Source organism: Mesorhizobium sp. B2-3-6 (genome assembly GCF_006442305.1).
Lineage (GTDB): Bacteria > Pseudomonadota > Alphaproteobacteria > Rhizobiales > Rhizobiaceae > Mesorhizobium.
Map to the genome: position 1 here is coordinate 219,351 of NZ_VFVW01000008.1, position 20,492 is coordinate 239,842.

A 20,492-nucleotide genomic window follows, 5' to 3' on the forward strand; every position below is an offset into this window, starting at 1 on the left:
CTTACCGGGCTTCCACTCCTGGGCCTATGCTCAGTTCGGCTTTCGCCACCAGGTCGGCAACTGGTAACCGAATATGGGCGTCTTTTGCGGATGGTCCAGATAATTCCAGTAAGCGATCCATTGCTGCGTGTTGTGCTGCATCGGCACCATGTAGTTGCCGGAGATCAGCAACCGGTCGAGAACGCGCACGGCGGCGACGTAATCCTCCTTGGTGCGGGCGCGCAACATGGCCTCGATCGCAGCGTCCACCGCGGGATCGGCGACGCCGGCGAGGTTGAACGAACCTTCAGCCTTGGCGGCGGAGGATGACCAACGCCCGATCTGCTCGATGCCGGGCGAGAGCGAATTGTTGAAGCCGCTCGAGCCGATCAGCACCTCGAAATCGAAACGCTGCTTGCGCGACTGTATCTGGTCGCCGTCGAGGCTGCGGATGGAGACATCGATGCCGATCTTTTCCAGCGTGCGCTGGTAGATGCCGGCGAGACGCTCCTCGTCCTGCGAGGCGGTCAGGATCTCGAAGCCGAAGGGCTTGCCCTCGGGGTCGAGCATCGTGCCGCCCTGCAGGTGGTAGCCGATGCTTTTCAGGAGATCGAAAGCCGCTTTCAGCACCTTTCGGTCCTGGCCCGAGCCATCGGTCACCGGCGGCCGCCAGGTTCCGTCCATGACGTCGGCCGGCACGCGGCCGGGGTAGGGCGCCAGCAACGCTTTTTCCCTGTCGTCGGCCGGATGGCCGAGCGCCGAAAGCTCGGAATTCTGCCAGTAGCTCATCGTTCGCGCGTATTTGCCGCCAAACAGGTTCTTGTTGGCCCATTCGAAGTCGTAGAGCATGCCGAGCGCCTGACGCACCACGGGGTTCGAGAATTTCGGCAGCCTCGTGTTGAACAGGAAACCGGTCACGACGGGTGGAATACCGGTGTCGAAAGTTTCGGCAACCACCTCTCCCCTATGGAAAGCGGGAAAATCCAGATCGCGTTCGCGCTTCACCGGATCGCTGTCGTCGTCGATGGCGCAAAGGCCTTTCTTGAACGCCTCGAGCTTGGCATTGGCGTTGAGGAAATATTCGATGGTGATCTGGTCGTAATTGTCGAAGCCGCGCTTGGCCGGAATATCCTTGCCCCAATAGTCCCGGTTGCGCTTGAAAACGATGCGCTGGCCGGGCGTCACCTGTGCGATCCTGTAGGGGCCGCTGCCGATCAACGGCTTCAGCGTCGTCCTGTCGAAAGTCTCGATGTCGAAGGCGTGCTTGGGGATGATCGGCGTCAGCGCGATGATCAGCGGAAATTCGCGATCGGCCTTGTCGTTGAAGGTGAACCGCACGCTGTGGTCGCCGGTCTTCTCAAGCTTGGCAATCCTGGCCATGCGGTCGCTGTAGGGCGGACGGCCTTTCTGCGTATAGGCATCGTAGGTGAACAGCACGTCCTCCGGCGTCACCGGCTGGCCGTCCGACCATTTGGCATTCGGGTTGAGATGGAATTCGATGCTCTTGCGCTCGGAATCCATGTCGGCCGACTCGGCAAGCAAGCCATAGAGCGTGAAGGCCTCGTCGGCATTGCGCTGCATCAGCGGCTCGAAGACCAGATTGCCGAAGATCGTGTCCATCATGCCGCGCGCCGTGGTGCGCAGGCTCTTCAGGATGAAGGGGTTGAGATTGTCGAAACTGCCGACGACGCAATAGGTAATGCTGCCGCCCTTCGGCGCGTCGGGATTGACGTAGTCGAAATGCGCATAGTCGGGCGGCAGGGCCGGCTCACCCTGCATGGCAATTGCATATCTGGGTTCCGACGCCGCCGGCAGGGGCGAAAGGGCGAAAAATGATGTCGCGGTGATCAGCCAAACGAGAACGCGGCCCATGACCGTCTCCTTACCGGGTCGGCTTGATGATTCGGTGCGCACACTAGCATGGGGCACCGCCAATGTTCGTTGCCAAGAATCGCAGATTGCGGGCTGGATTCGGCACCGCTTGCAGTGTAACACGCCGTCCGAAGTCATTCTGTTGCCTCATTTCGGCAACAGGTAGCTGGACCACACGGCGCGAAGAAGCGGGTCCCCGGGATCATTTGAGAGGAAGTGCACGACATGACGAGCCTGAACAGCAATGCGTACCGCCTGTCGGTCATGGCCGCTGGCGTGATCGGCTTTCTGGGCGCGGCAATTCCCGTTGCTTCCGCACAGCAGCAACAACAGATCCCGCAGGGCTGGTTCAAGGCTTGCACAAAGCAGGAAGACGTCGACATCTGCAACGTGCAGAACATCACCACCGCCGGCAACGGCCAGTTGGTCACCGGCGTGAGCCTGATCGAGCTGAAAGGCAAGGTGAACCGCAAGGTCTTCCAGGTGACGGTTCCGACCGGTCGTCTGGTTGGTGCCGGCATTGGCCTCCAGATCGATACCGGCAAAACGCAGAAGCTTGAATATGTGGTCTGCTTCCCCGACCGCTGCGTGGCGGAAGTGCCGCTGACCGACCAGCTCGTCGCCTCCTTCAAGAAGGGCCAGGCGCTCACCTTGACCTCGATCAATTTCCAGAACCAGCCCAATCCGATCAAGGTCGCGCTGCAGGGCTTCAGCGGCGCCTATGACGGCCCGCCGCTGCAGCAGTCGGACATCGAGGACCGGCAGAAGAAGCTCCAGGATTTCGTCGCCAAGAACAACCAGGACTTCGCCAAGAAGCTCAAGGAAGAGCAGGACAAGGCGAAGACCGCGAACTGATCGGTTCGGGCATTCTCAAAGCCACAAAAAAGCGGGGTCATGCCCCGCTTTTTTGCTTCTGCACCTGACTCACTGATCAGTGCCTGAGGTGATCAATGCCTGGACTGCCGTTTCGGTTCGTAGCGTCCGTCCGGCTTTTTGTCGAACATTTCCTTGATCTGCGGGTGGCGGACCGGTTCTCCCGATTGGTCCTCGAGCAGATTCTGCTCGGACACATAGGCGATGTACTCGGTTTCCGAATTCTCGGCGAGCAGATGGTAGAACGGCTGGTCCTTGCGCGGGCGCACGTCGACGGGGATCGCCTCGTACCATTCCTCCGTATTGGCGAATTGCGGATCGACATCGAAAATGATGCCCCGGAACGGAAACAGCCGATGGCGAACCACCTGTCCGATCGCGAATTTGGCTGTTCTCATCGTACTCACCACTGAATTCCTTAGCTTTATTTGGCGCAGACTCCGAATCAATTCAATCCCGAAGCTTTGAGCGTCCTCAAGCTGCGTGTGATACGGAGCAAAGATTGTGGGCGAGTTGCCGGCCATCGATGCCTGCCGGCAGCAAATGTGTTCGCAAGCTCACTGCTGGCGCGCTTGCTTTCCCAAGCCACCGCCAAGCGCCGCAAACCCGCTGCCGGGACGGAGCCCTTCGCGCATGAAGAAAGCGCGAAGCGGTGCAAAACCACCAAGCACGCCGAGCCCGGCACCGCGCGCCATCTGCGCCGGCAGCAGGTCGGAAAGCAGCGACATGTTCAGTAGATTGACCGCGCTGCTGCGCGCCAGAATATCGGGCCGGCGCTTGAAGTCATAGATGGCGAGGGCTTTCGCGGCCCCTGGGTCTTCATAATTTTCATTCGCGATTCCAATAAGATCGTCGATATCCCTGATGCCAAGATTGAGCCCTTGCGCGCCGATCGGCGGAAATACGTGGGCGGCTTCGCCGACAAGCGCCACCCGGTCGCGCGCAAAACGCAGCGGCGTCGCCGTTGCAAGCGGATAGACCTGCCGGCCTGGCTCGACCGTCACCCGGCCCAGCATGGACTGCATCCGCTGTTCGACCCGCAGCGACAACGTCGCATCGTCCAGCGCGGCAAGTTCCGTGGCGGTTTCCGGCTTGACCACCCAGACCAGGCTCGAGCGGTTGCCGGGCAGCGGAACCTGCGTGAACGGACCGGTTTCGGTATGGAACTCGGTCGAGGTGAAGGCATGATCGCGGCCGTGGGAGAAGTTGAGCACCAGCGCTGCCTGGGGATAAGTCCGGGCGGCGGTCGAGATGCCCGCCGCCTGGCGCGCCGGCGACAGGCGTCCGTCGGCGGCAACCGCCAGGGATGCTTCGATCACGCTGCCGTCGGCAAGGGCCGCGCGAGCCTTATCGGCGCCGAGATGCCAGGCATCGACCATGGATGTCAGCCACGCGATCCCGGAATGCGCGGCAACCCTGCCGGCGAGCGCGGGAATGAGGACGCTATTGGGCAGGTTGAGCCCGAACTGATCCTCGTCGATCTCGCTGGCGCGGAAGGTGACGACCGGACTGCGGATCAACCGGTTGGTCGCGTCGACGATGCGCATCACCTTGAGGGGCGCGGCCTGCGGCTTGATGTCGGCGAGGACGCCCAGCCGCTCAAGCACCTTCAAGGCAGGGTTCATCAGTGCCGTCGTGCGGCCATCGCGGGCGGATGCCTCCGGCCCGACGAGCGTCACCGGAAAGCCGGCATCGGCGAAACCGAGCGCGGCGATCAGCCCTGCCGGCCCCGTGCCGGCGATGAGTATCCGTGCTGTTTTCTGATGCTCCAAGATCGACTTCCGGCTTGCGATGCGGGGCAGCGCACGCGCCCCGCCACTCGATGAGCATATAGGTCAGGTCATACGGCTTGATCAACGGGGCGATTCGGCCCATTCGAAGGTCATGACCGGCCGCCAGGACGACTTCAGCCATCTCGACAGCGCAGGCCGTGCGACGGCCGATATCGCACGCAACCCGCGTTTGACGGTGAACCTCGTTGTCGGCGCCGGCATCCTGCTTGCCTGGCTGTCCCTGGCCGCAATGGCGGTCCGCGCCGCGGAGGGACGCGCCGCGGGTATCGGCGCGCCCGGCGACGCCTTGTTGAAAACCCTGCCGCAGCTGCCGTTGCCCGATTCGCTGGCCCGGTTCTTCGCCCTCTGCCTCTCGGCCGCGCCCCTGGACGGAGATATCGGCCCGCGCGCCGGTGCGCTGACGGCAATGTGGTTCCTGATGGCGACCGCGACGATGCTGGCCTCGGCGGCGCCGATGATCCGAACCTATTGCGAGATCGCCGATACGGCCAGGATCAGGCATGAGCCGGTCGTCCATCCGCTGGTGCTGGTCGCCGGCTATCTCTCGACATGGCTGGCCGCGTCGGCTGGGTTTGCGGCGCTGACGCTCGCCATCGATGCGTTCGCCTCGTCAGGCCAGATGTTCGATCCGGTTCTGGGCATTGCCGGCGCTGTCGCCTTGCTGGTCGCCGGCCTCTACCAGTTCAGTGGCCTGAAGGAGGCCTGCCTGAAGAAATGCAGGAACCCCTTCGCGATTCTGTTTTCCAACTGGAGCGCGCGGCCTGCAGCCATTTTCCGGCTCGGCGTCGCGCAAGGCATCTGGTGCCTTGGCTGTTGCTGGGCACTGATGCTGGTGATGTTCGCCGTGGGCGTGATGAACGTCTTCTGGATGGCGCTGATCGGCCTGTTCACCCTGATCGAAAAACAAGCCGCGAGCAGGCTTCCAACCCGGCTGGCCGGTGCGATACTGCTTGTCTGGGCAGCCGCGCTGCTAGTAGTCTCGCTATGAGTGGGGGAAACTCGATGACGGATCCGAGCTGGGCAATGAAGGGGGAGCTCGTACTCTCCTGCAATTGCACGGTTTTTTGCCCTTGCGTGCTGTCGCTGGGCAGCCATCCTCCGACCGAAGGCTATTGCCAGACCTGGGCGGGTTTCCGTATCGATGCCGGTCATTTCGGAGAGGTCGACCTGTCAGGCCTTAATCTCGGGCTGATCATGGAAATTCCCGGCTATATGAGCCGCGGCAACTGGACCGCCGGCCTGTTCATCGACGTCAGAGCCTCGATCTACGCCGTCAAGGCGTTGACGAAGATCTTCACCGGCAAGGCGGGCGGGACGACGTCGCTGCTTTCGATCCTCGTCGGCAAATTCCTCGGTGTCGAACAAGTGCCGATTACCTATGAGACACGCGACAAGACGCGTATCTTCCAGATACCGAAGATCATCGATGGGGCGGTCACGCCAATTGCCGGCAAGGACCGCGACAAGGACACGGTGATCAGCAATTCCGAATATTGGATCGCGCCGGAGATCATCGTGGCCAAGTCCGACAAGAGCAAGATGCGAGCCTTTGGTCGCAACTGGAATTTCGGCGGCCGTTCAGCCGAAATCTGCAAGCTGGACTGGCAGGGCCCGTGAGCAAGAACACAACGGCCAGGAAAGCCGCCAAGAAAATCGCCGACCGGATTCCGCGGCCGAAGAAGAAAGTCACCTGGCCGCAGGCGCGCGCCTTTTCGGTGCATCTCCTGACCGCCTCCGGTTCGTTCCTGGCCTTCCTGTCGCTGGTGGCGGCGAGCGAGGAGCGCTGGACGGCCATGTTCTGGTGGCTGGGGCTGGCGCTGTTCGTCGACGGCATAGACGGGCCGATCGCGCGCAAGCTCGAGGTCAAGGAAATCCTGCCAACATGGTCGGGAGAGCTCCTCGACAACATCATCGACTATGTCACCTATGTGCTGATCCCGGCCTTCGCGCTCTATCAGCGCGGCTTCATGGGCGAGGGCCTGTCGTTCCTGTCGGCGGCCATCATCGTGGTGTCCAGCGCGATCTACTATGCAGACACCGGCATGAAGACGAAGGAGAATTTCTTCAAGGGATTCCCCGTTGTCTGGAACATGGTGGTGTTCACGCTCTTCGTCATCGAGCCGGGACAATGGGTCTCGTTCGCGGTGGTCGTGGTGGCGGGCATCCTGACATTCGTTCCGATCAACTTCATCCATCCGGTTAGGGTGGTGCGGCTGCGGCGCATCAATCTCGCAATGACTCTTTTGTGGTGCGCTTTCGGCGCGCTTGCGCTTGCGCAAGCGGCACTCGCCGCCTTCTATGACCAGATCGGCGTGCTGGGCGCGCAGGTCAGCACCTTCATAAAGATTGGCATTACCGTTACCGGGCTCTATCTCGCCTGTATCGGCGGCATCATGCAGTTCTTTCCAAATCTCGGTGCCAAAAAAGCCTGATCGGCCCATTTCTCAAGGAAGCCCACCATGCCCAAAGCAGTCCGCATCCTCGCCCATGGCGGTCCGGAAGTCCTGACCTATGAGGACACCGATCCCGGCCAACCGGGATCAGGGCAGATCCTGGTCAGACACACGGCAATTGGCCTCAATTTCATCGACGTCTATCATCGCTCCGGTCTCTATCCGCCGCCCGGCGGGTTTCCGCTCATTCCCGGCAGCGAGGCGGCCGGTTTGGTGCTGGCTGTGGGCGAGGGCGTCGACTGGCTGAAGCCCGGCGACCGGATCGCCTATGCCGTCACCACAGGCGCCTATGCGCAGGAGCGCGTCATCGATGCCAGCAAGGTCGTCAAGGTGCCGGACGGCATCAGCGACGAGCAGGCGGCAGCAATGATGCTGAAAGGCATGACCGCCGAATATCTCTTGCGCCGGACTTTCAAGGTCAAGGCAGGCGACACCATCCTGTTCCATGCGGCAGCCGGCGGCGTCGGGCTCATTCTCGGCCAATGGGCGAAGCATCTGGGCGCGACCGTCATCGGCACGGCAAGTTCGAGCGACAAGATCGAACTCGCAAAGGCACACGGCTTCGACCATGTCATCAACTACAAGGAGCAGGATTTCGTTGCCGGCGTCGCGGCCATCACCGGCGGCAAAAAATGCGATGTCGTCTACGATTCCGTCGGCAATGACACATTCCCGGCCTCGCTCGACTGCCTGAAGCCGCTCGGCATGTTCGTCAGCTTCGGCCAGTCGTCGGGACCGATCCCGCCATTCTCGATGTCGCTGCTGGCGCAGAAAGGATCCTTGTTCGCCACAAGGCCGACGTTGTTCGTCTACAATGCAAAACGCGAGGATCTGGACGCCTCGGCCGCGGCCTTGTTCGAGGTCGTGCTCAGCGGCGCCGTCGAGATCAAGATCAACCAGCGTTATGCACTCAAGGATGCGGGCAAGGCGCACGCGGATCTTGAAGGGCGCCGCACGACAGGCACGACCATACTGGTTCCCTGACGGATACTGCCCTGGTTTTCAGCTCTCTCACACAGGTGCGGGCAAGGTTTGCACGAAAAGCCGGCCCGCCGCGTGGTTGCGCGAAGAAGACTGATCTTTGCCCTTGAGTTTCCGCTGAAATTCTTGAAGCTCTTTCAAGTCGAGTGCTGCTTTCGCATGGGAGCTGGCCGCGCATACGATGCTTGCGGGAACACAGAACATATCCGGGAACCCGGATGGGAGGCACTGTGAGTGCAAATCATAACGGAGCGAATCTGCTTGAGGTTCGCGGCCTTACCAAGATTTTCGGCACGCTGACGGCGTGCGATCATGTCGACCTCGACATCGCCAAGGGTGAGATCCACGCGCTGCTCGGCGAGAACGGCGCCGGCAAGTCGACGCTGGTCAAGATGCTGTTCGGCTCGCTGGAACCCAATTCCGGCGAGATCTTCTGGAATGGCCAGGCCGTCCGAATTACCAGCCCGGGCGTCGCGAAAAAGCTCGGCATCGGCATGGTATTCCAGCACTTCTCGCTGTTCGAGGCACTGACGGCGGCCGAGAACATCGCGCTTTCCCTGGATGACGGTTCGCCGATCAGCAGCATCGCGGCCAAGGCGAGGGCGCTTTCCTACAGCTATGGCCTGCCGCTCGATCCGGAATCGCTGGTCGGCGACCTGTCGGTGGGCGAGCGCCAGCGCATCGAGATCATCCGCTGCCTGCTGCAGACGCCGCAGCTCATCATCCTCGACGAGCCGACTTCGGTGCTGACGCCGCAGGAGGCCGACAAGCTGTTCGAGACGCTCGAACGTCTGCGCTCGGAAGGCAAATCGATCCTGTACATCTCGCACCGGCTGGAGGAGGTCAAACGCATCTGCGACCGCGCCACCGTGCTGCGGCACGGCAAGGTGGTCGGCCACTGCAATCCGCGCGAGGAGACCGCCGCGTCCTTGGCCCGCATGATGGTCGGCAACGAAGTGCAGGCCGTGGTGCGCGCGCCGGTCGCGGGCATCGAAACGGCACAGTCCCTGCTTGAAATCCGCGGCCTCAGCCGCAAGCCGGCGACGCCGTTTTCGATCCCGCTCAAGAATATCAATCTCACCGTCCGCGCCGGCGAGGTGATCGGCATCGCCGGTGTCGCGGGCAACGGCCAGGGCGAGTTCTTCGAATCCGTTTCCGGTGAAGTCCTGCAGCCGGATGCCGCCTCGGTGCGCATTCGCGGCAAGGATGCGGGCAGCCTCAGCATCACCGGGCGCCGGCTGCTGGGTGCAGCCTTCGTGCCGGAGGAGCGCCTCGGCCATGGTGCCGCCCCGCGCATGCGGCTTTCGGAAAACCTGCTCCTGTCGCGCCATGCCACCGATGGCAAGACCTTCGTCGGGACGGGCGGAATGGTCAAGAGCGGCACCGTCTATGCCGCCGCCCAGCGCATCATCGAGGCGATGGACGTGCGCAAGAGCGCGCCCGATCCGGAGGCGGCAGCGCTGTCCGGCGGCAATCTGCAGAAATTCATCGTCGGCCGCGAACTCGACCGCAGGCCTGACGTCATGGTGGTCAACCAGCCGACCTGGGGTGTCGATGCAGGCGCAGCCGCCCATATCCGCCAGGCACTCATCGAACTGTCCCGCAGCGGATCGGCGGTGTTGGTCATCAGCCAGGATCTCGACGAGCTGTTCGAGATATCGGATGCGATCGCGGTGATGCACAATGGCGAACTGTCCAGGCCGCTGGCGATCGCCGAGGCGACCTTCGAAAAAATCGGCCTGCTGATGGGCGGCGCCGAACCAGGCCACGCCGAACACACGCTGGAGACGGCATGATGCGCCTCGAACTCGTCAAACGGCCGCAGCGCTCGGCGCTGTTTTCCATGCTGTCGCCATTCATCGCCTTCGCGCTGACGATCATCGCGGGCGGCATCATGTTCGCGCTGCTCGGGGTCAATCCGTTCAGCGCGTTCAACATCTATTTCATCGAGCCGGTCAGCCAGGTCTGGCAGTTGCACGAGCTGGCGATCAAGGCGGCGCCGCTGATCCTGATCGCGGTCGGCCTGTCGGTCTGCTACAAGGCCAACATCTGGAACATCGGCGCCGAAGGCCAGTTCATCTTCGGCGCCATCTTCGGCTCGGCCGTTCCGGTGCTGTTTCCTGGGTTCGAGGGCCCATTGGTGCTGCCGCTGATGCTTCTGCTGGGCATGGTCGGCGGTGCCGCCTACGCGGCTATCCCCGCATTTCTGAAAACCCGCTTCAGCACCAACGAGATCCTGACCAGCCTGATGCTGGTTTACGTCGCACAGCTCTTCCTCGACTGGCTGGTGCGCGGACCCTGGCGCGACCCGCAGGGCCATGGCTTCCCGCAGACCATCCAATTCGGCGATTCCGCCATCCTGCCGGAACTGATGCCGGATGCCGGCCGCGCCAATTGGGGCTTCGTGTTCGCGCTGGTCGCGGCGGTGCTGGTGTGGCTGATGATGAGCCGCATGCTCAAGGGTTTCGAGGTTCGCGTGCTCGGCTCCAGCCCGAGGGCAGGGCGCTTCGCCGGCTTCGGCCTCAACCGCATGGTCTTCTTCGCCTTCCTGTTGTCGGGCGCCTTGGCCGGGCTTGCCGGGATATCGGAAGTTTCCGGCGCCATCGGGCAACTTCAGCCCGTCATTTCGCCCGGCTACGGCTTCACCGCCATCATCGTGGCGTTCCTTGGCCGGCTCAATCCCCTCGGCATCGTCGCGGCGGGCCTGGTGCTGGCCCTGACCTATCTCGGCGGCGAGGCGGTGCAAAGCGCGCTCGGCATCTCCGACAAGGTGGCGCGCGTGTTCCAGGGCATGCTGCTGTTCTTCGTGCTCGGCTGCGACACGCTCATCCATTACCGCATCCGGTTGATCGGTCTGGCGCTGACCAAATCGGAGAGTGCCGCGAAGCTCGAGGCCGCGCCAAAGTTGAAGGAAGCCCGCTGATGGACATCACCGTCAACATCCTCCTGACCATCGCCACGGCGGCGACGCCGCTGCTCATTGCGGCGATCGGGGAACTGGTGGTCGAACGCTCCGGCGTGCTCAACCTTGGCGTCGAAGGCATGATGATCATGGGCGCCGTCGGCGGTTTCGGCGCAGGCTATCTGACCGGCTCGCCCTGGATCGGGCTCTTGGCGGCCATCGCCATGGGCGCGCTGTTCTCGCTGCTGTTTGCCGTCATGACGCTGTCGCTGGCCACCAACCAGGTGGCGACCGGCCTGTCGCTGACACTGCTCGGCCTCGGCCTCTCCGGCATGATGGGAACCAGTTTCGTCGGCCAGCCCGGCGTCAGGTTGCCCAATCTCGATATTCCCGGGCTCAGCTCCATCCCGGTGGTGGGCAGACTGCTGTTCGGCCAGGATCCGTTGTTCTACATCTCGATCGCGCTGACGGCGGCGGTGATGTGGTTCCTGTTCCGGACGCGCACCGGGCTGACGCTGCGCTCGATCGGCGACAGCCACGCCTCGGCGCATGCGCTCGGCATCAGGGTCATCCGCTACCGCTATCTCTCGGTGATCTTCGGCGGCGCCTGCGCCGGTCTTGCCGGCGGCCATCTCTCGCTGGTCTACACCCCGCAATGGGTCGAGAACATGAGCGCGGGCCGCGGCTGGATCGCGCTTGCGTTGGTGGTGTTCGCGTCCTGGCGGCCGTGGCGGGTGCTGGCGGGCGCCTATATCTTCGGCGCGGTGTGGATCGGCCAGCTTCATGCACAGGCTTTTGGCATTCCAGTGCCTTCGCAACTGCTTTCTTCGTTGCCCTATCTGGCGACCGTCGTGGTTCTCGTTCTAATCTCGCGCAACAAGCGTCTGACGATGATGAACACACCGGCTTCCTTGGGGCAGCCATTCGTTCCGGATCGTTGACAACAATAACAAGACGGGAAGCTCCAAGGCTTAACTCAGAGAGGTAACACGATGAAAAAACTGCTTATTGCCCTGATGACGACGACAGCGGCATTTTCGCTGGTCGCGTCCGCGGAGGCCGCCGACAAGCTGAAGGCATGCTGGGTCTATACCGGCCCGATCGGCGACTTCGGCTATTCCTACCAGCACGACCAAGGCCGCCTCGAAGTCGAAAAGGCGCTCGGCGACAAGGTCGAGACCGCCTATCTGGAAAACGTCTCCGAAGGCCCCGATGCCGACCGCGCTTTCGAGCGCTTGGCGCGCGAGGGCTGCAAGATCATCTTCGGCACGTCCTTCGGCTTCATGGATGCAGAAGTGAAGGTCGCCAAGAAGTTCCCCAAGGTGATGTTCGAGCACGCCACCGGCTACAAGACGGCGGACAATCTCGGCATCTACAACGCGCGCTTCTATGAGGGCCGCTATGTGCTCGGTCAGATCGCGGCCAAGGAATCGAAGTCCGGCGTCGCCGGCTACATCGTCTCCTTCCCGATCCCGGAAGTGGTGATGGGCATCAACTCCTTCATGCTCGGCGCGCAGTCGATCAATCCGAATTTCAAGGCCAAGATCGTCTGGGTGAATTCCTGGTTCGATCCGGGCAAGGAAGCCGATGCGGCCAAGGCCCTGTTCGACCAGGGAGCCGACATCATCGTCCAGCACACGGATTCGACCGCGGCCCTGCAAGTGGCCGAGGAGCGCAAGCTGCACGGATTCGGCCAGTCCTCCGACATGATCAAGTTCGCGCCGAACGCGCAGTTGACTTCGCTGACCGACGAATGGGGACCCTATTACATCAGCCGGGTTCAGGCAGCCATCGACGGCACCTGGAAGCCCGACAATGTCTGGCTCGGCATCAAGGACGGCGCGGTGAAGCTCGCGCCCTACACCAATATGCCCGACGACGTGAAGGCGATGGCCGAGGCGACCGAGAAGAAGATCGCCGGCGGCTGGAACCCCTTCACCGGACCGATCGCCAAGCAGGACGGCTCGCCATGGCTGAAGGACGGCGAGGTCGCCGATGACGGCACGCTGCTCGGCATGAATTTCTACGTCAAGGGTGTCGACGACAAGCTGCCGCAATAAGCTCTACGTACGTTCGTCAGGGAAGGGCGCCGCGAGGCGCCCTTTTCATTCGGCGGCTTGCGCTACCGCCGGGACATGGCGAAACCGCACCAGGCCGGCGTCCACCACGAGGCTGAGCCGGATCCTGAGCCAACGCTGCACCGGCCGCTCGAAATAGCGCCAGATCGTCCACGACACCAAAACCATGAGCGCCACGCCGGTCCACGCTGCAATCCATTTTCCGGCCAGCGGCGTCAAGGCGTTGATGAAGAGATAGCCGGCATTCTGGTGAAGGAGGTAAAGCGGGTAAGTCAGCCCGCCGAGAGCCAGCGTGAGCGGCGACGGCCTGATCCGGTGGCGCAGCAGGACAGCGCCGATCAGCGCCGCGTGCATCGCTAGGTTGGCGGCCACGAGATGGGCGGACGAGACCGCAATGCCATAATGCCCGATCATCCACTGTTGCGTCACCGACAGCGTATAGCTGGAGAGCACGAAGGCGGCCGCCAGCAGCAGCAAGGCCGGCACTGAGCGACCATGCGCGTGGAGATGATGGACCAGCATGCCGGCGGCGAAGAACGGCCCGAACTCGGTGAGAAACAGAAGCCGCGCCGCGCCGCTGCCGAGGAAGAGTTCGTTGATGGCCGAGATCGCCAGCCAGCCGAGGATCAGCCTCAATTTCCATTTCTGGAAAATGCCGGCAACGAGGGCCAGCGTCACCCATCCGTAGAAAACCACTTCAAGCACGACCGACCAGTAGACGCCGTCCATGAAAGGTTGGCCGACGGCCGGCGCGAACATTGTGAGATTGGCGAGATACTGGCTGAAGGAGGCTGGGAGCAGCGGCGTGCCGGAAAAGGCGATAACCGCGAAGCTTATCGTCATGCAGAGCAGAAAGCCCGGATATAGACGCGCGAAACGCGCGACGGCGAACTCTTCCCAGCCGCCGCCTTCCGCCGACCATGCGATGACGAAACCGCTGATCAGAAAGAAAAGATTGACGCCGAGATAGCCGTACAGAGCGAGTGGCGCGGCATGAGGATAGCCCGCCGTGAGAAAGCCGTCTGCTGCCGCGCCGCGGAAGAAATAGTGAAACAGCACGACGGCCAGCGCCGCGGCCAGCCTCAACAGGTCCAGTGTCGCGATATAGTCCTGGCGGACAGGTCTGGGGTCCATCCTAAGTTCCTGCATTTACGGTCCGGAAACCATAAAGCAGACGGCGGCCGCACAGGGTAAATGGCCGGAACTATCGCGAAATGTGGTAAATCGCAGCCCTCAGACGGCCGAACCGTAGAGATCATAGGCGTCGGCGCGATCGACCTTGACGGTGACGATGTCGCCGGCGCGCAGCGGGCGTCGCGACTGGATGTGGACGGAACCATCGATCTCCGGCGCATCGTATTTGGTGCGGCCCTTGGCCGACGTGCCATGTGCTTCGTCGATCAGCACCGGCAGGCGCTTGCCGACCTTCTTGGCCAATTGCGTCGCCGAGATCTTCTGCTGGCGCTGCATGAAGCGGTGCCAGCGCGCCTCCTTGATTTCCTGCGGCACCTGCTCAAGGCCGAGTTCGTTGGAGCGCGCGCCCCGTACAGGTTCATATTTGAAGCAGCCGGCGCGATCGATCTTCGCTTCGTCCAGCCAGTCGAGCAGCATCTCGAAATCCTCGTCGGTCTCGCCGGGAAAGCCGACGATGAAGGTCGAGCGGATGGCGAGGTCGGGACACACATCGCGCCAGCCGCGAATGCGCTCAAGCGTCTTTTCGCCATGTGCCGGCCGGCGCATGTTCTTCAACACCTGCGGCGAAGCATGCTGGAAGGGGATGTCGAGGTAGGGAAGGATCTTTCCCTCGGCCATCAGCGGGATGACGTCGGCCACGTGCGGGTAGGGGTAGACATAGTGCATGCGCACCCAGATGCCGAGCTTACCCAGTTCCTCGGACAGATCGAGGAATTTCGCCCGCACTTCACGATCACCGAACATGCTGGCCTGGTATTTGATGTCGATGCCGTAGGCGCTTGTGTCCTGCGAGATGACGAGGAGTTCCTTGACGCCGGCCTTGGCCAGTTTCTCGGCCTCGCGCAGCACATCGGCCGCCGGCCGCGAGACAAGGTCGCCGCGCAGCGCCGGGATGATGCAGAAGGTGCAGCGATTGTTGCAGCCTTCCGAAATCTTGAGATAGGCATAGTGGCGCGGCGTGAGCTTGACGCCTTGAGGCGGCAGGAGATCGATATAGGGATCATGGCTCGGCGGCGCCGCCTCGTGCACGGCCGCCATGACGCTCTCATAGGCCTGCGGACCGGTGATGGCGAGAACGTTGGGATGCTTCTCGCGAATGACGTCGGGCTCGGCGCCCAGGCAGCCGGTGACGATGACCCTACCGTTCTCCGAAAGCGCGGAGCCGATGGCATTGAGCGATTCATCGCGGGCGGAATCGAGGAAGCCGCAAGTGTTGACCACGACGAGATCGGCACCGTCATGCTTGCGCGCGATCTCATAGCCCTCGGCGCGCAGGCGCGTGATGATGCGTTCGGAATCCACTAGGGCTTTGGGGCATCCGAGACTGACGAAGCTGACACGCGGGGCGGACATGGGCAAGGTTCCAATGGACATGAACCGGAAACGCTGATCCGGCTCGAAGTCTCGACATATAACGGTTTGCACGGCTCTGGCAGGAGCTCAATTCGGGCGGCGCAATAGCACGGCTTGCCCAATCAGGCAAACAGGCAAGCTCTGCGACATCGGCGATCTCGTTGTGCAGATCGAAGCGAAGAAGCCGAAAGCCGTTGGTTCGTGGCTCTTACAAAAGCGAATTGTCGGGTAATGGCAGCCAGTCAACGCGACTTTCAGTGCTATGATTAGGATTCACTAATATGCTATAGGCAGAATGGTGAGGGGCTAGTCCTATGAGACAGTTGCTAGGACACATTGCATTGGCATGGCTTGTGCTGCCCGGCGATGCGGACGCACACGGTTGGTATACGGGCAAGACCGATCCCGTTCTTCACTATGACTGCTGCGGAAACAAGGATTGCCGCCCCATCGATTCCAACGATGTCAGGATGACCAAAGACGGCTATTTTGTCAGGCTGCACCCTACCTACTTGAATGAGCCACAAGAAGCAGAGTGGTTTATCCCGAGAGAACGTGTCCAGGCTGCGCCCGATGATCGATACCACATCTGCGAGCGTCTAGTGACGTTTTATCGAACGATCATTCCCCATATGAAGTTTGATCCTTACCAGCGATATAGGTGGACATGCTTCTTCGCGCCGATGGGCACCGGTTCAATCCCAATTAGAATGAACCACTACGCTGCAATTTCAAACTGACCAACATCGGCGGGCGCGAGGGTTCCGGCTCAGTGGCCGCTCGACCCGAACCAGGGCGCCAGGAAAGCGAATTGGTCGGGAAACTGCTGCACGGCGCCATCGAGAAGCATCTTCACGGCGACGTAAAGGATGATCAGCAGGCCGATATAGGCGATCCAGCGGTATTTGTGCAGCAGGCGCGCGACGAAGGACGCGGCGAAGCCCATCAGCGCAATCGACAGAGCGAGGCCGATGATCAGCACGGTCGGATGGTTCATGGCCGCTCCCGCCACGGCCAGGACATTGTCGAGCGACATCGAAACGTCGGCAATGACGATCTGCCAGGCGGCCTGCGAGAAGGTCTTGCGCGGCGACTTGCCGGCGATGGTCCCATCCTTGTCGAAATCGCCATTCGACAGCGCTTCGGTCGCGTCGCGCTCCTGCTCGTGGCTGACACCCAGCTCCCGCCACATCTTCCAGCATACCCAAAGCAGCAGCAGGCCGCCGGCGATGAGGAGCATGGGGCCAATTGTCAGCAGCCATTGCGTGATCAGGGCGAAGAAAATGCGAAGGACGGTGGCCGCGATGATGCCGACCAGAATGGCCCGTTTGCGCTGACTGGCCGGCAGGCCGGCCGCCGCAAGGCCGATGACGATGGCGTTGTCCCCAGCCAGCGCAAGATCGATCGCGATTACCTGAAAAAGGGCCGATAAGCCTGCGGCAGTAAATATTTCCATCGACCTGGAAGCCCTTGCCTGTTCGCCGAGTGTTTGTTGTCGATCGCCCAGCCCGCCCTAAAGGCATGGTTCCTTGCCGTCAAGACATCGCTTCGGGCAACGCCGCAAAACCGCTTTCGTTGCAGCGGCGCCATTGAGGGGATTCGACAATCACGGGCAGGCGAGCCGAAACGGCAATGAAAACCTAGTCGTAGCGCCTAATCGTAGAGATTGTATTTTGCCCAGTCGGTCTCTGGAATCTCGTCGCCGATGCGGTAGCGGAGCTGTAAAACCTCCATATGGTCCGGCGCCGTCTCGCACTTGAATTTCAGCCGGTACCATTGCCCCTTGCTGCGGAAGGCGGCTCCTGGGCTCTTAATGGCGTCGTCGCTCATGACCGGCGTGGCAAAGGCGTAAGCGACCACCCGATCCGCCTTGTACTTGCGGTCGTCATGGGTGATCCGGTCGAGGACTTCAGCATCACAGCGCTGTTCGAGGCGGGTTTGCGGGTCGAGTTTCAGGAGGCCTGCGCGCAAGGCGCTGTCCATGGCGTTGGCCGGAAAAGCCAGGGTCAAGAACGCCATGACCGTCGTGCAGAGTGTCTTCATGGGCGGGACAAGCAGCATATTTTGTCTGAAAAATCAACCAAAGGGCCGGACGTTGTCCCGCGCTCAGGCACTCGGCGCGTTCAAAATCCCGTGTCGGGATTCATCGTGCGATGGCTGCGGCCAACGCATCAGCGAGGCACGGCCGGCGTCGGTCAGATCGTATACGCCGCGGTCGACGCGCGCGAACCAGCCATAGACATTGTGCAGCAGGATTTTCGGCGCAAGCGGCGTCAGCGCCTTGAGATCGCGCGGGCGCTTGGGCCCGTCGGCCAATGCCGCGGCGCAGGCGAGGGCGCTTTGGCGGTACGCTGTCATGATGGGATTGCGCGATCCCCCGCCCGCGACCGGATCGCCGCGGCGCCGGCGGTGTTCGTCGACCAGCCGCGAGCGGCGCCGTGGGTTCTTGCGCGGCGTGACGGTGACCGGGCTCAGAAGCACCTCGACCCGGTCGCTCGCCGTTACGCCGAGCAGGCCGAAGCCAAGCCGGCGGCAAAGATTGCGAAACCGGGCGTCGCTCTCGCGTCCCTTGCCCCGGGCCGACATGCGCGCGGCCAGCCACACCTCGTCGCAGGCGGTTGCGCGGTCGACGCCTTGCAGCACCAGTTCGAGATTGAACGCCAGTTTCAACTCGCAAATGACGACGACGGGCGGCTCCCCCTCACGCAGCGCGACGATGTCGCAGCCGCCGATCTCGCCCTTCACGGCAAAGTCCAGGCTTTCGAGAAACCGCTTCACCGGCGCGTAGAGGGAGGTTTCGTTCATAGGCTCAAGGCTTAGCCGATTCGGCACGAAAAGCCTCGGGAGCAGGCCTACATGCCTTTCCGGGGTTCGCCGAACCATCGTGATGCGGCTTGAGCGGCTTCCTCCGGGTTGGGGTCATCCCCAGCGGCCCAGGCCACGAAGCCATCGGGGCGCACGAGCACGGCGCTCAGGCCCAGTTGATCCTTGGCCTTACCGGCGACGTAGGTGATCCGGTCGCCCCAGCGGCCTGCAAGCGCTTCAAGCGATGGGCGAGCGTCAAAGTCAAGGAACAGGCCCTTGCCCGGGCTGAGGAGCCCGCCGATTTTGACAGCGGCTCGGCTCCGAATGCGCGGTCTTCCTCGGATGGCGGTTCAATATCTCGGATAAGGCTCGACGCGATGGCATCAGCGGTCGCCAACTCTCGCAGGAACACCGCCAGCGCTTCCTCTTCCAGCAGACGTTTTTTCGGGGGAGCCATGTCGCACTCCATAGTCAACCAGTGGGATGAAAGTGGGGATCGGTAACGCAACCTGCGATTAGCGAAGCCATATCAACACCTTACGGCAATAATCTGGCGGAGGGAGTGGGATTCGAACCCACGGTGAACTTGCGCCCACGCCGGTTTTCAAGACCGGTGCCTTAAACCGCTCGGCCATCCCTCCAGCGACATCTCTTCGCCAACGTCACCCGATCCGATATTCGAGCCTGGCGGCGAATGAAGAGAGCCATCTTGCTGATGCTCTAGTGTGCCCGGCAAAGATCTGTCAACCGGCATGCGCGGACCGCATGTTTCCCGGCAGCCGACGCCGGGCAGGGTGGCGTCACAATCTTGCCCGGTTCCGGCCACAATCGATTAATAGCGTGATAAACAATTCCTGCGCACAAAGGACAGGGGTTCGAGGCGTCGTTGGTCTTGGTCAGGTAAGCTTTGGCTCCTGCGACGTCCAAGCCGCGGCGTTTTTGGTCGAGACTGTAGGGGACATCAGGAAATGCAAACTACGGCGCGCCCGCGTCTACGCCGTGCTTGCGCTTTCGCGCTATTCACCATGTCGGCAGCCTTGCTTGCCGCCTGCGCGTCGCAGCCTGAACCAAAAGGGATGGTCCACAAGAAGACCCGTTCCAAGGAATATTTCGCCGAAACCGAATATGGCGTGAAGGCCAGCCCTCGCGTCGCCTTCATGCGGCGTGGCGGCGGCCGCGACCAGCTCGGAAAACCCTACCAGGTTCGCGGCAAGTGGTACTATCCGAAGGAAGACAAGCACTATGCCAAGGTCGGCCTGGCGTCGTGGTACGGCGATGCCTTTCATGGACGGCTGACCGCCAACGGCGAAGTCTACGACATGAGCCATCTGACGGCGGCGCACCCGACCATGCCTCTGCCGAGCTACGCCCGCGTCACCAATCTCAAGACCGGCAGTTCGGTCATCGTGCGCGTCAATGATCGCGGTCCCTACCACCAGGGCCGCATCATCGATGTCTCGGAACGCGCCGCCCAGATGCTCGACTATGCCAATGTCGGCACGGCCGAGGTGAAGGTGGAATATGTTGGCCGCGCGCCGCTCGACGGCAATGACGACCAGTATCTGATGGCCTCCTACCATCCAGGCAACAGGATACCGGATCCGTCGGACGGCCTGCCGACCGGCGTCATGGTGGCCATGAACGGACCGTCGCCCAGCCTGCCGGTGGGCGCTGCCGCCGTGCCGTTTCCGGGTCAGCTGACGAATTCCGATATGATTCCGCAAGGGCAGGTGCCGGCACAATCGCCGGCCTTGGGTGACCTGGCGCTGCCCGACTTCGGTCCGATCGTGCCGGAGCGTCCGGATATCGGCCTGCCGCCGCAATCGCCGTTTTCGGTGGCCTCGCTCTCCTATGCCGACGAGCGCGTGCGGAGCGCCGATGTCTTTGCCGCACTTGGCGACGACGGCATGTCGCCCGCCGACATCCTGCGCTCATGGAAGAGCGCCAATCCCCAGGCGCCATCGCCGGCCTATGTCGCGGCCGGCACCTTCGATGACGCCACCGAGGCAAAACGCGTGGCGGCCGCGCTCGAGCCCTTCGGCAGGATCGAGATCCAGCGGTCCGAATTCGACGGCAAGGACTGGTATGCGGTGAACCTCTATCCGGACGGCCATGGCGGCGTCGACGATCTGCTGCAGGCGGCCTGGTCGCATGGTGCGCCGGACGCCCTGGCCGTGCGCAACTGATCTATTTTTCCGGCACGGTTGAT

19 protein-coding genes, 1 tRNA gene and 1 pseudogene are annotated in these 20,492 nt (G+C 62.3%); 11 read left to right on the forward strand and 10 right to left on the reverse strand.

Annotated features, from left to right (window positions below; translation table 11 throughout):
- Nucleotides 1-30: 30 nt before the first annotated feature.
- A complete protein-coding gene (locus FJ953_RS23130) occupies nucleotides 31-1,851 on the reverse strand; it encodes an extracellular solute-binding protein (RefSeq protein WP_140625139.1) in 1,821 nt (606 codons plus the stop codon).
- 225 nt (nucleotides 1,852-2,076) lie between these two features.
- Here FJ953_RS23130 and FJ953_RS23135 point away from each other — a divergent pair, with 225 nt between their 5' ends.
- Nucleotides 2,077-2,706: an invasion associated locus B family protein gene (locus FJ953_RS23135; protein ID WP_140498608.1), complete on the forward strand. Its 630-nt coding sequence runs from the start codon at nucleotides 2,077-2,079 to the stop codon at nucleotides 2,704-2,706.
- 92 nt (nucleotides 2,707-2,798) lie between these two features.
- On the opposite strand, the gene hspQ is transcribed toward FJ953_RS23135, so the two are convergent.
- Both hspQ and FJ953_RS23145 read right to left on the reverse strand, forming a co-directional pair.
- Entirely contained in the window at nucleotides 2,799-3,122 is a 324-nt protein-coding gene (gene hspQ / locus FJ953_RS23140; RefSeq protein WP_181165343.1) for a heat shock protein HspQ, read from the reverse strand.
- A gap of 159 nt (nucleotides 3,123-3,281) precedes the next feature.
- Entirely contained in the window at nucleotides 3,282-4,496 is a 1,215-nt protein-coding gene (locus tag FJ953_RS23145; RefSeq protein ID WP_140498607.1) for a UbiH/UbiF family hydroxylase, read from the reverse strand.
- 112 nt (nucleotides 4,497-4,608) lie between these two features.
- Between FJ953_RS23145 and FJ953_RS23150 the strand changes: the two genes are divergently transcribed.
- The 8 genes from FJ953_RS23150 (at nucleotide 4,609) to FJ953_RS23185 (ending at nucleotide 12,913) form a co-directional block, all read left to right on the forward strand.
- A complete protein-coding gene (locus FJ953_RS23150) occupies nucleotides 4,609-5,505 on the forward strand; it encodes a DUF2182 domain-containing protein (protein ID WP_181168623.1) in 897 nt (298 codons plus the stop codon).
- 14 nt (nucleotides 5,506-5,519) lie between these two features.
- The gene (locus tag FJ953_RS23155) at nucleotides 5,520-6,134 is read left to right on the forward strand and encodes a DUF1326 domain-containing protein (protein WP_140515399.1); all 615 of its coding nucleotides are present in this window, start codon (nucleotides 5,520-5,522) and stop codon (nucleotides 6,132-6,134) included.
- Nucleotides 6,131-6,949 carry a phosphatidylcholine synthase gene (gene pcsA, locus FJ953_RS23160; RefSeq protein WP_140498605.1) on the forward strand — a complete coding sequence of 273 codons (819 nt, stop codon included), beginning with the start codon at nucleotides 6,131-6,133 and terminating at the stop codon, nucleotides 6,947-6,949. Before FJ953_RS23155 ends, pcsA begins: the two co-directional genes overlap by 4 nt.
- Nucleotides 6,950-6,976: 27 nt before the next feature.
- Nucleotides 6,977-7,954, forward strand: a complete 978-nt coding sequence (locus tag FJ953_RS23165; RefSeq protein WP_140625140.1) for a quinone oxidoreductase — start codon at nucleotides 6,977-6,979, stop codon at nucleotides 7,952-7,954.
- Between the two features lie 215 nt (nucleotides 7,955-8,169).
- Nucleotides 8,170-9,747, forward strand: a complete 1,578-nt coding sequence (locus FJ953_RS23170) for an ABC transporter ATP-binding protein (protein WP_181165345.1) — start codon at nucleotides 8,170-8,172, stop codon at nucleotides 9,745-9,747.
- On the forward strand, nucleotides 9,744-10,874 hold the full coding sequence (locus tag FJ953_RS23175; protein WP_140498602.1) for an ABC transporter permease: 1,131 nt from the start codon (nucleotides 9,744-9,746) through the stop codon (nucleotides 10,872-10,874). The genes FJ953_RS23170 and FJ953_RS23175 overlap by 4 nt, the downstream gene beginning before the upstream one ends.
- Nucleotides 10,874-11,794, forward strand: coding sequence for an ABC transporter permease (locus FJ953_RS23180; RefSeq protein WP_140498601.1), 921 nt, complete (start codon nucleotides 10,874-10,876; stop codon nucleotides 11,792-11,794). Before FJ953_RS23175 ends, FJ953_RS23180 begins: the two co-directional genes overlap by 1 nt.
- Nucleotides 11,795-11,845: 51 nt before the next feature.
- Nucleotides 11,846-12,913, forward strand: a complete 1,068-nt coding sequence (locus FJ953_RS23185; RefSeq protein ID WP_140498600.1) for a BMP family ABC transporter substrate-binding protein — start codon at nucleotides 11,846-11,848, stop codon at nucleotides 12,911-12,913.
- Nucleotides 12,914-12,958: 45 nt separating this feature from the next.
- Here FJ953_RS23185 and FJ953_RS23190 read toward each other — a convergent pair whose 3' ends face one another.
- Both FJ953_RS23190 and rimO read right to left on the reverse strand, forming a co-directional pair.
- Complete coding sequence (locus FJ953_RS23190) at nucleotides 12,959-14,065, reverse strand: acyltransferase (protein ID WP_140625141.1); 1,107 nt, start codon at nucleotides 14,063-14,065, stop codon at nucleotides 12,959-12,961.
- A gap of 99 nt (nucleotides 14,066-14,164) precedes the next feature.
- Nucleotides 14,165-15,478: a 30S ribosomal protein S12 methylthiotransferase RimO gene (gene rimO / locus FJ953_RS23195; RefSeq protein WP_140498598.1), complete on the reverse strand. Its 1,314-nt coding sequence runs from the start codon at nucleotides 15,476-15,478 to the stop codon at nucleotides 14,165-14,167.
- Nucleotides 15,479-15,792: 314 nt separating this feature from the next.
- Here rimO and FJ953_RS23200 point away from each other — a divergent pair, with 314 nt between their 5' ends.
- Nucleotides 15,793-16,218 (forward strand): hypothetical protein, encoded by a 426-nt coding sequence (locus tag FJ953_RS23200; RefSeq protein WP_140584412.1) that lies wholly within the window; start codon nucleotides 15,793-15,795, stop codon nucleotides 16,216-16,218.
- 29 nt (nucleotides 16,219-16,247) lie between these two features.
- Here the strand turns inward: FJ953_RS23200 and FJ953_RS23205 are convergent, their stop codons facing one another.
- The 5 genes and pseudogenes from FJ953_RS23205 to FJ953_RS23220 all read right to left on the reverse strand — a co-directional run bounded on the left by FJ953_RS23205 (nucleotide 16,248) and on the right by FJ953_RS23220 (nucleotide 18,924).
- Complete coding sequence (locus FJ953_RS23205) at nucleotides 16,248-16,934, reverse strand: TerC family protein (protein WP_140498596.1); 687 nt, start codon at nucleotides 16,932-16,934, stop codon at nucleotides 16,248-16,250.
- Between the two features lie 197 nt (nucleotides 16,935-17,131).
- Nucleotides 17,132-17,539 carry a DUF930 domain-containing protein gene (locus FJ953_RS23210; protein WP_140498595.1) on the reverse strand — a complete coding sequence of 136 codons (408 nt, stop codon included), beginning with the start codon at nucleotides 17,537-17,539 and terminating at the stop codon, nucleotides 17,132-17,134.
- Nucleotides 17,540-17,584: 45 nt separating this feature from the next.
- The gene (locus FJ953_RS23215) at nucleotides 17,585-18,283 is read right to left on the reverse strand and encodes a DUF2161 family putative PD-(D/E)XK-type phosphodiesterase (protein ID WP_140625142.1); all 699 of its coding nucleotides are present in this window, start codon (nucleotides 18,281-18,283) and stop codon (nucleotides 17,585-17,587) included.
- A gap of 47 nt (nucleotides 18,284-18,330) precedes the next feature.
- A pseudogene (locus tag FJ953_RS31015) lies at nucleotides 18,331-18,588 on the reverse strand (FAD-dependent oxidoreductase); the annotation flags it as partial.
- Between the two features lie 246 nt (nucleotides 18,589-18,834).
- Nucleotides 18,835-18,924, reverse strand: a tRNA-Ser gene (locus FJ953_RS23220).
- Nucleotides 18,925-19,251: 327 nt separating this feature from the next.
- Between FJ953_RS23220 and FJ953_RS23225 the strand changes: the two genes are divergently transcribed.
- Nucleotides 19,252-20,469, forward strand: a complete 1,218-nt coding sequence (locus tag FJ953_RS23225) for a septal ring lytic transglycosylase RlpA family protein (RefSeq protein ID WP_140625143.1) — start codon at nucleotides 19,252-19,254, stop codon at nucleotides 20,467-20,469.
- The last annotated feature ends 23 nt before the right edge of the window (nucleotides 20,470-20,492 follow it).

Excerpts from the sequence above, each read along its gene's own strand:
- FJ953_RS23200 (WP_140584412.1), top strand. The coding sequence starts at position 15,793 with ATGAGACAGTTGCTAGGACACATTGCATTGGCATGGCTTGTGCTGCCC.
- FJ953_RS23135 (WP_140498608.1), top strand. The coding sequence starts at position 2,077 with ATGACGAGCCTGAACAGCAATGCGTACCGCCTGTCGGTCATGGCCGCT.
- FJ953_RS23225 (WP_140625143.1), top strand. The coding sequence starts at position 19,252 with ATGCAAACTACGGCGCGCCCGCGTCTACGCCGTGCTTGCGCTTTCGCG.
- FJ953_RS23180 (WP_140498601.1), top strand. The coding sequence starts at position 10,874 with ATGGACATCACCGTCAACATCCTCCTGACCATCGCCACGGCGGCGACG.
- FJ953_RS23170 (WP_181165345.1), top strand. The coding sequence starts at position 8,170 with ATGGGAGGCACTGTGAGTGCAAATCATAACGGAGCGAATCTGCTTGAG.
- FJ953_RS23130 (WP_140625139.1), bottom strand. The coding sequence starts at position 1,851 with ATGGGCCGCGTTCTCGTTTGGCTGATCACCGCGACATCATTTTTCGCC.
- FJ953_RS23185 (WP_140498600.1), top strand. The coding sequence starts at position 11,846 with ATGAAAAAACTGCTTATTGCCCTGATGACGACGACAGCGGCATTTTCG.
- rimO (WP_140498598.1), bottom strand. The coding sequence starts at position 15,478 with ATGTCCGCCCCGCGTGTCAGCTTCGTCAGTCTCGGATGCCCCAAAGCC.
- FJ953_RS23210 (WP_140498595.1), bottom strand. The coding sequence starts at position 17,539 with ATGCTGCTTGTCCCGCCCATGAAGACACTCTGCACGACGGTCATGGCG.
- FJ953_RS23175 (WP_140498602.1), top strand. The coding sequence starts at position 9,744 with ATGATGCGCCTCGAACTCGTCAAACGGCCGCAGCGCTCGGCGCTGTTT.
- FJ953_RS23150 (WP_181168623.1), top strand. The coding sequence starts at position 4,609 with ATGACCGGCCGCCAGGACGACTTCAGCCATCTCGACAGCGCAGGCCGT.
- FJ953_RS23165 (WP_140625140.1), top strand. The coding sequence starts at position 6,977 with ATGCCCAAAGCAGTCCGCATCCTCGCCCATGGCGGTCCGGAAGTCCTG.
- FJ953_RS23155 (WP_140515399.1), top strand. The coding sequence starts at position 5,520 with ATGACGGATCCGAGCTGGGCAATGAAGGGGGAGCTCGTACTCTCCTGC.
- hspQ (WP_181165343.1), bottom strand. The coding sequence starts at position 3,122 with ATGAGAACAGCCAAATTCGCGATCGGACAGGTGGTTCGCCATCGGCTG.
- FJ953_RS23205 (WP_140498596.1), bottom strand. The coding sequence starts at position 16,934 with ATGGAAATATTTACTGCCGCAGGCTTATCGGCCCTTTTTCAGGTAATC.
- FJ953_RS23215 (WP_140625142.1), bottom strand. The coding sequence starts at position 18,283 with ATGAACGAAACCTCCCTCTACGCGCCGGTGAAGCGGTTTCTCGAAAGC.
- FJ953_RS23190 (WP_140625141.1), bottom strand. The coding sequence starts at position 14,065 with ATGGACCCCAGACCTGTCCGCCAGGACTATATCGCGACACTGGACCTG.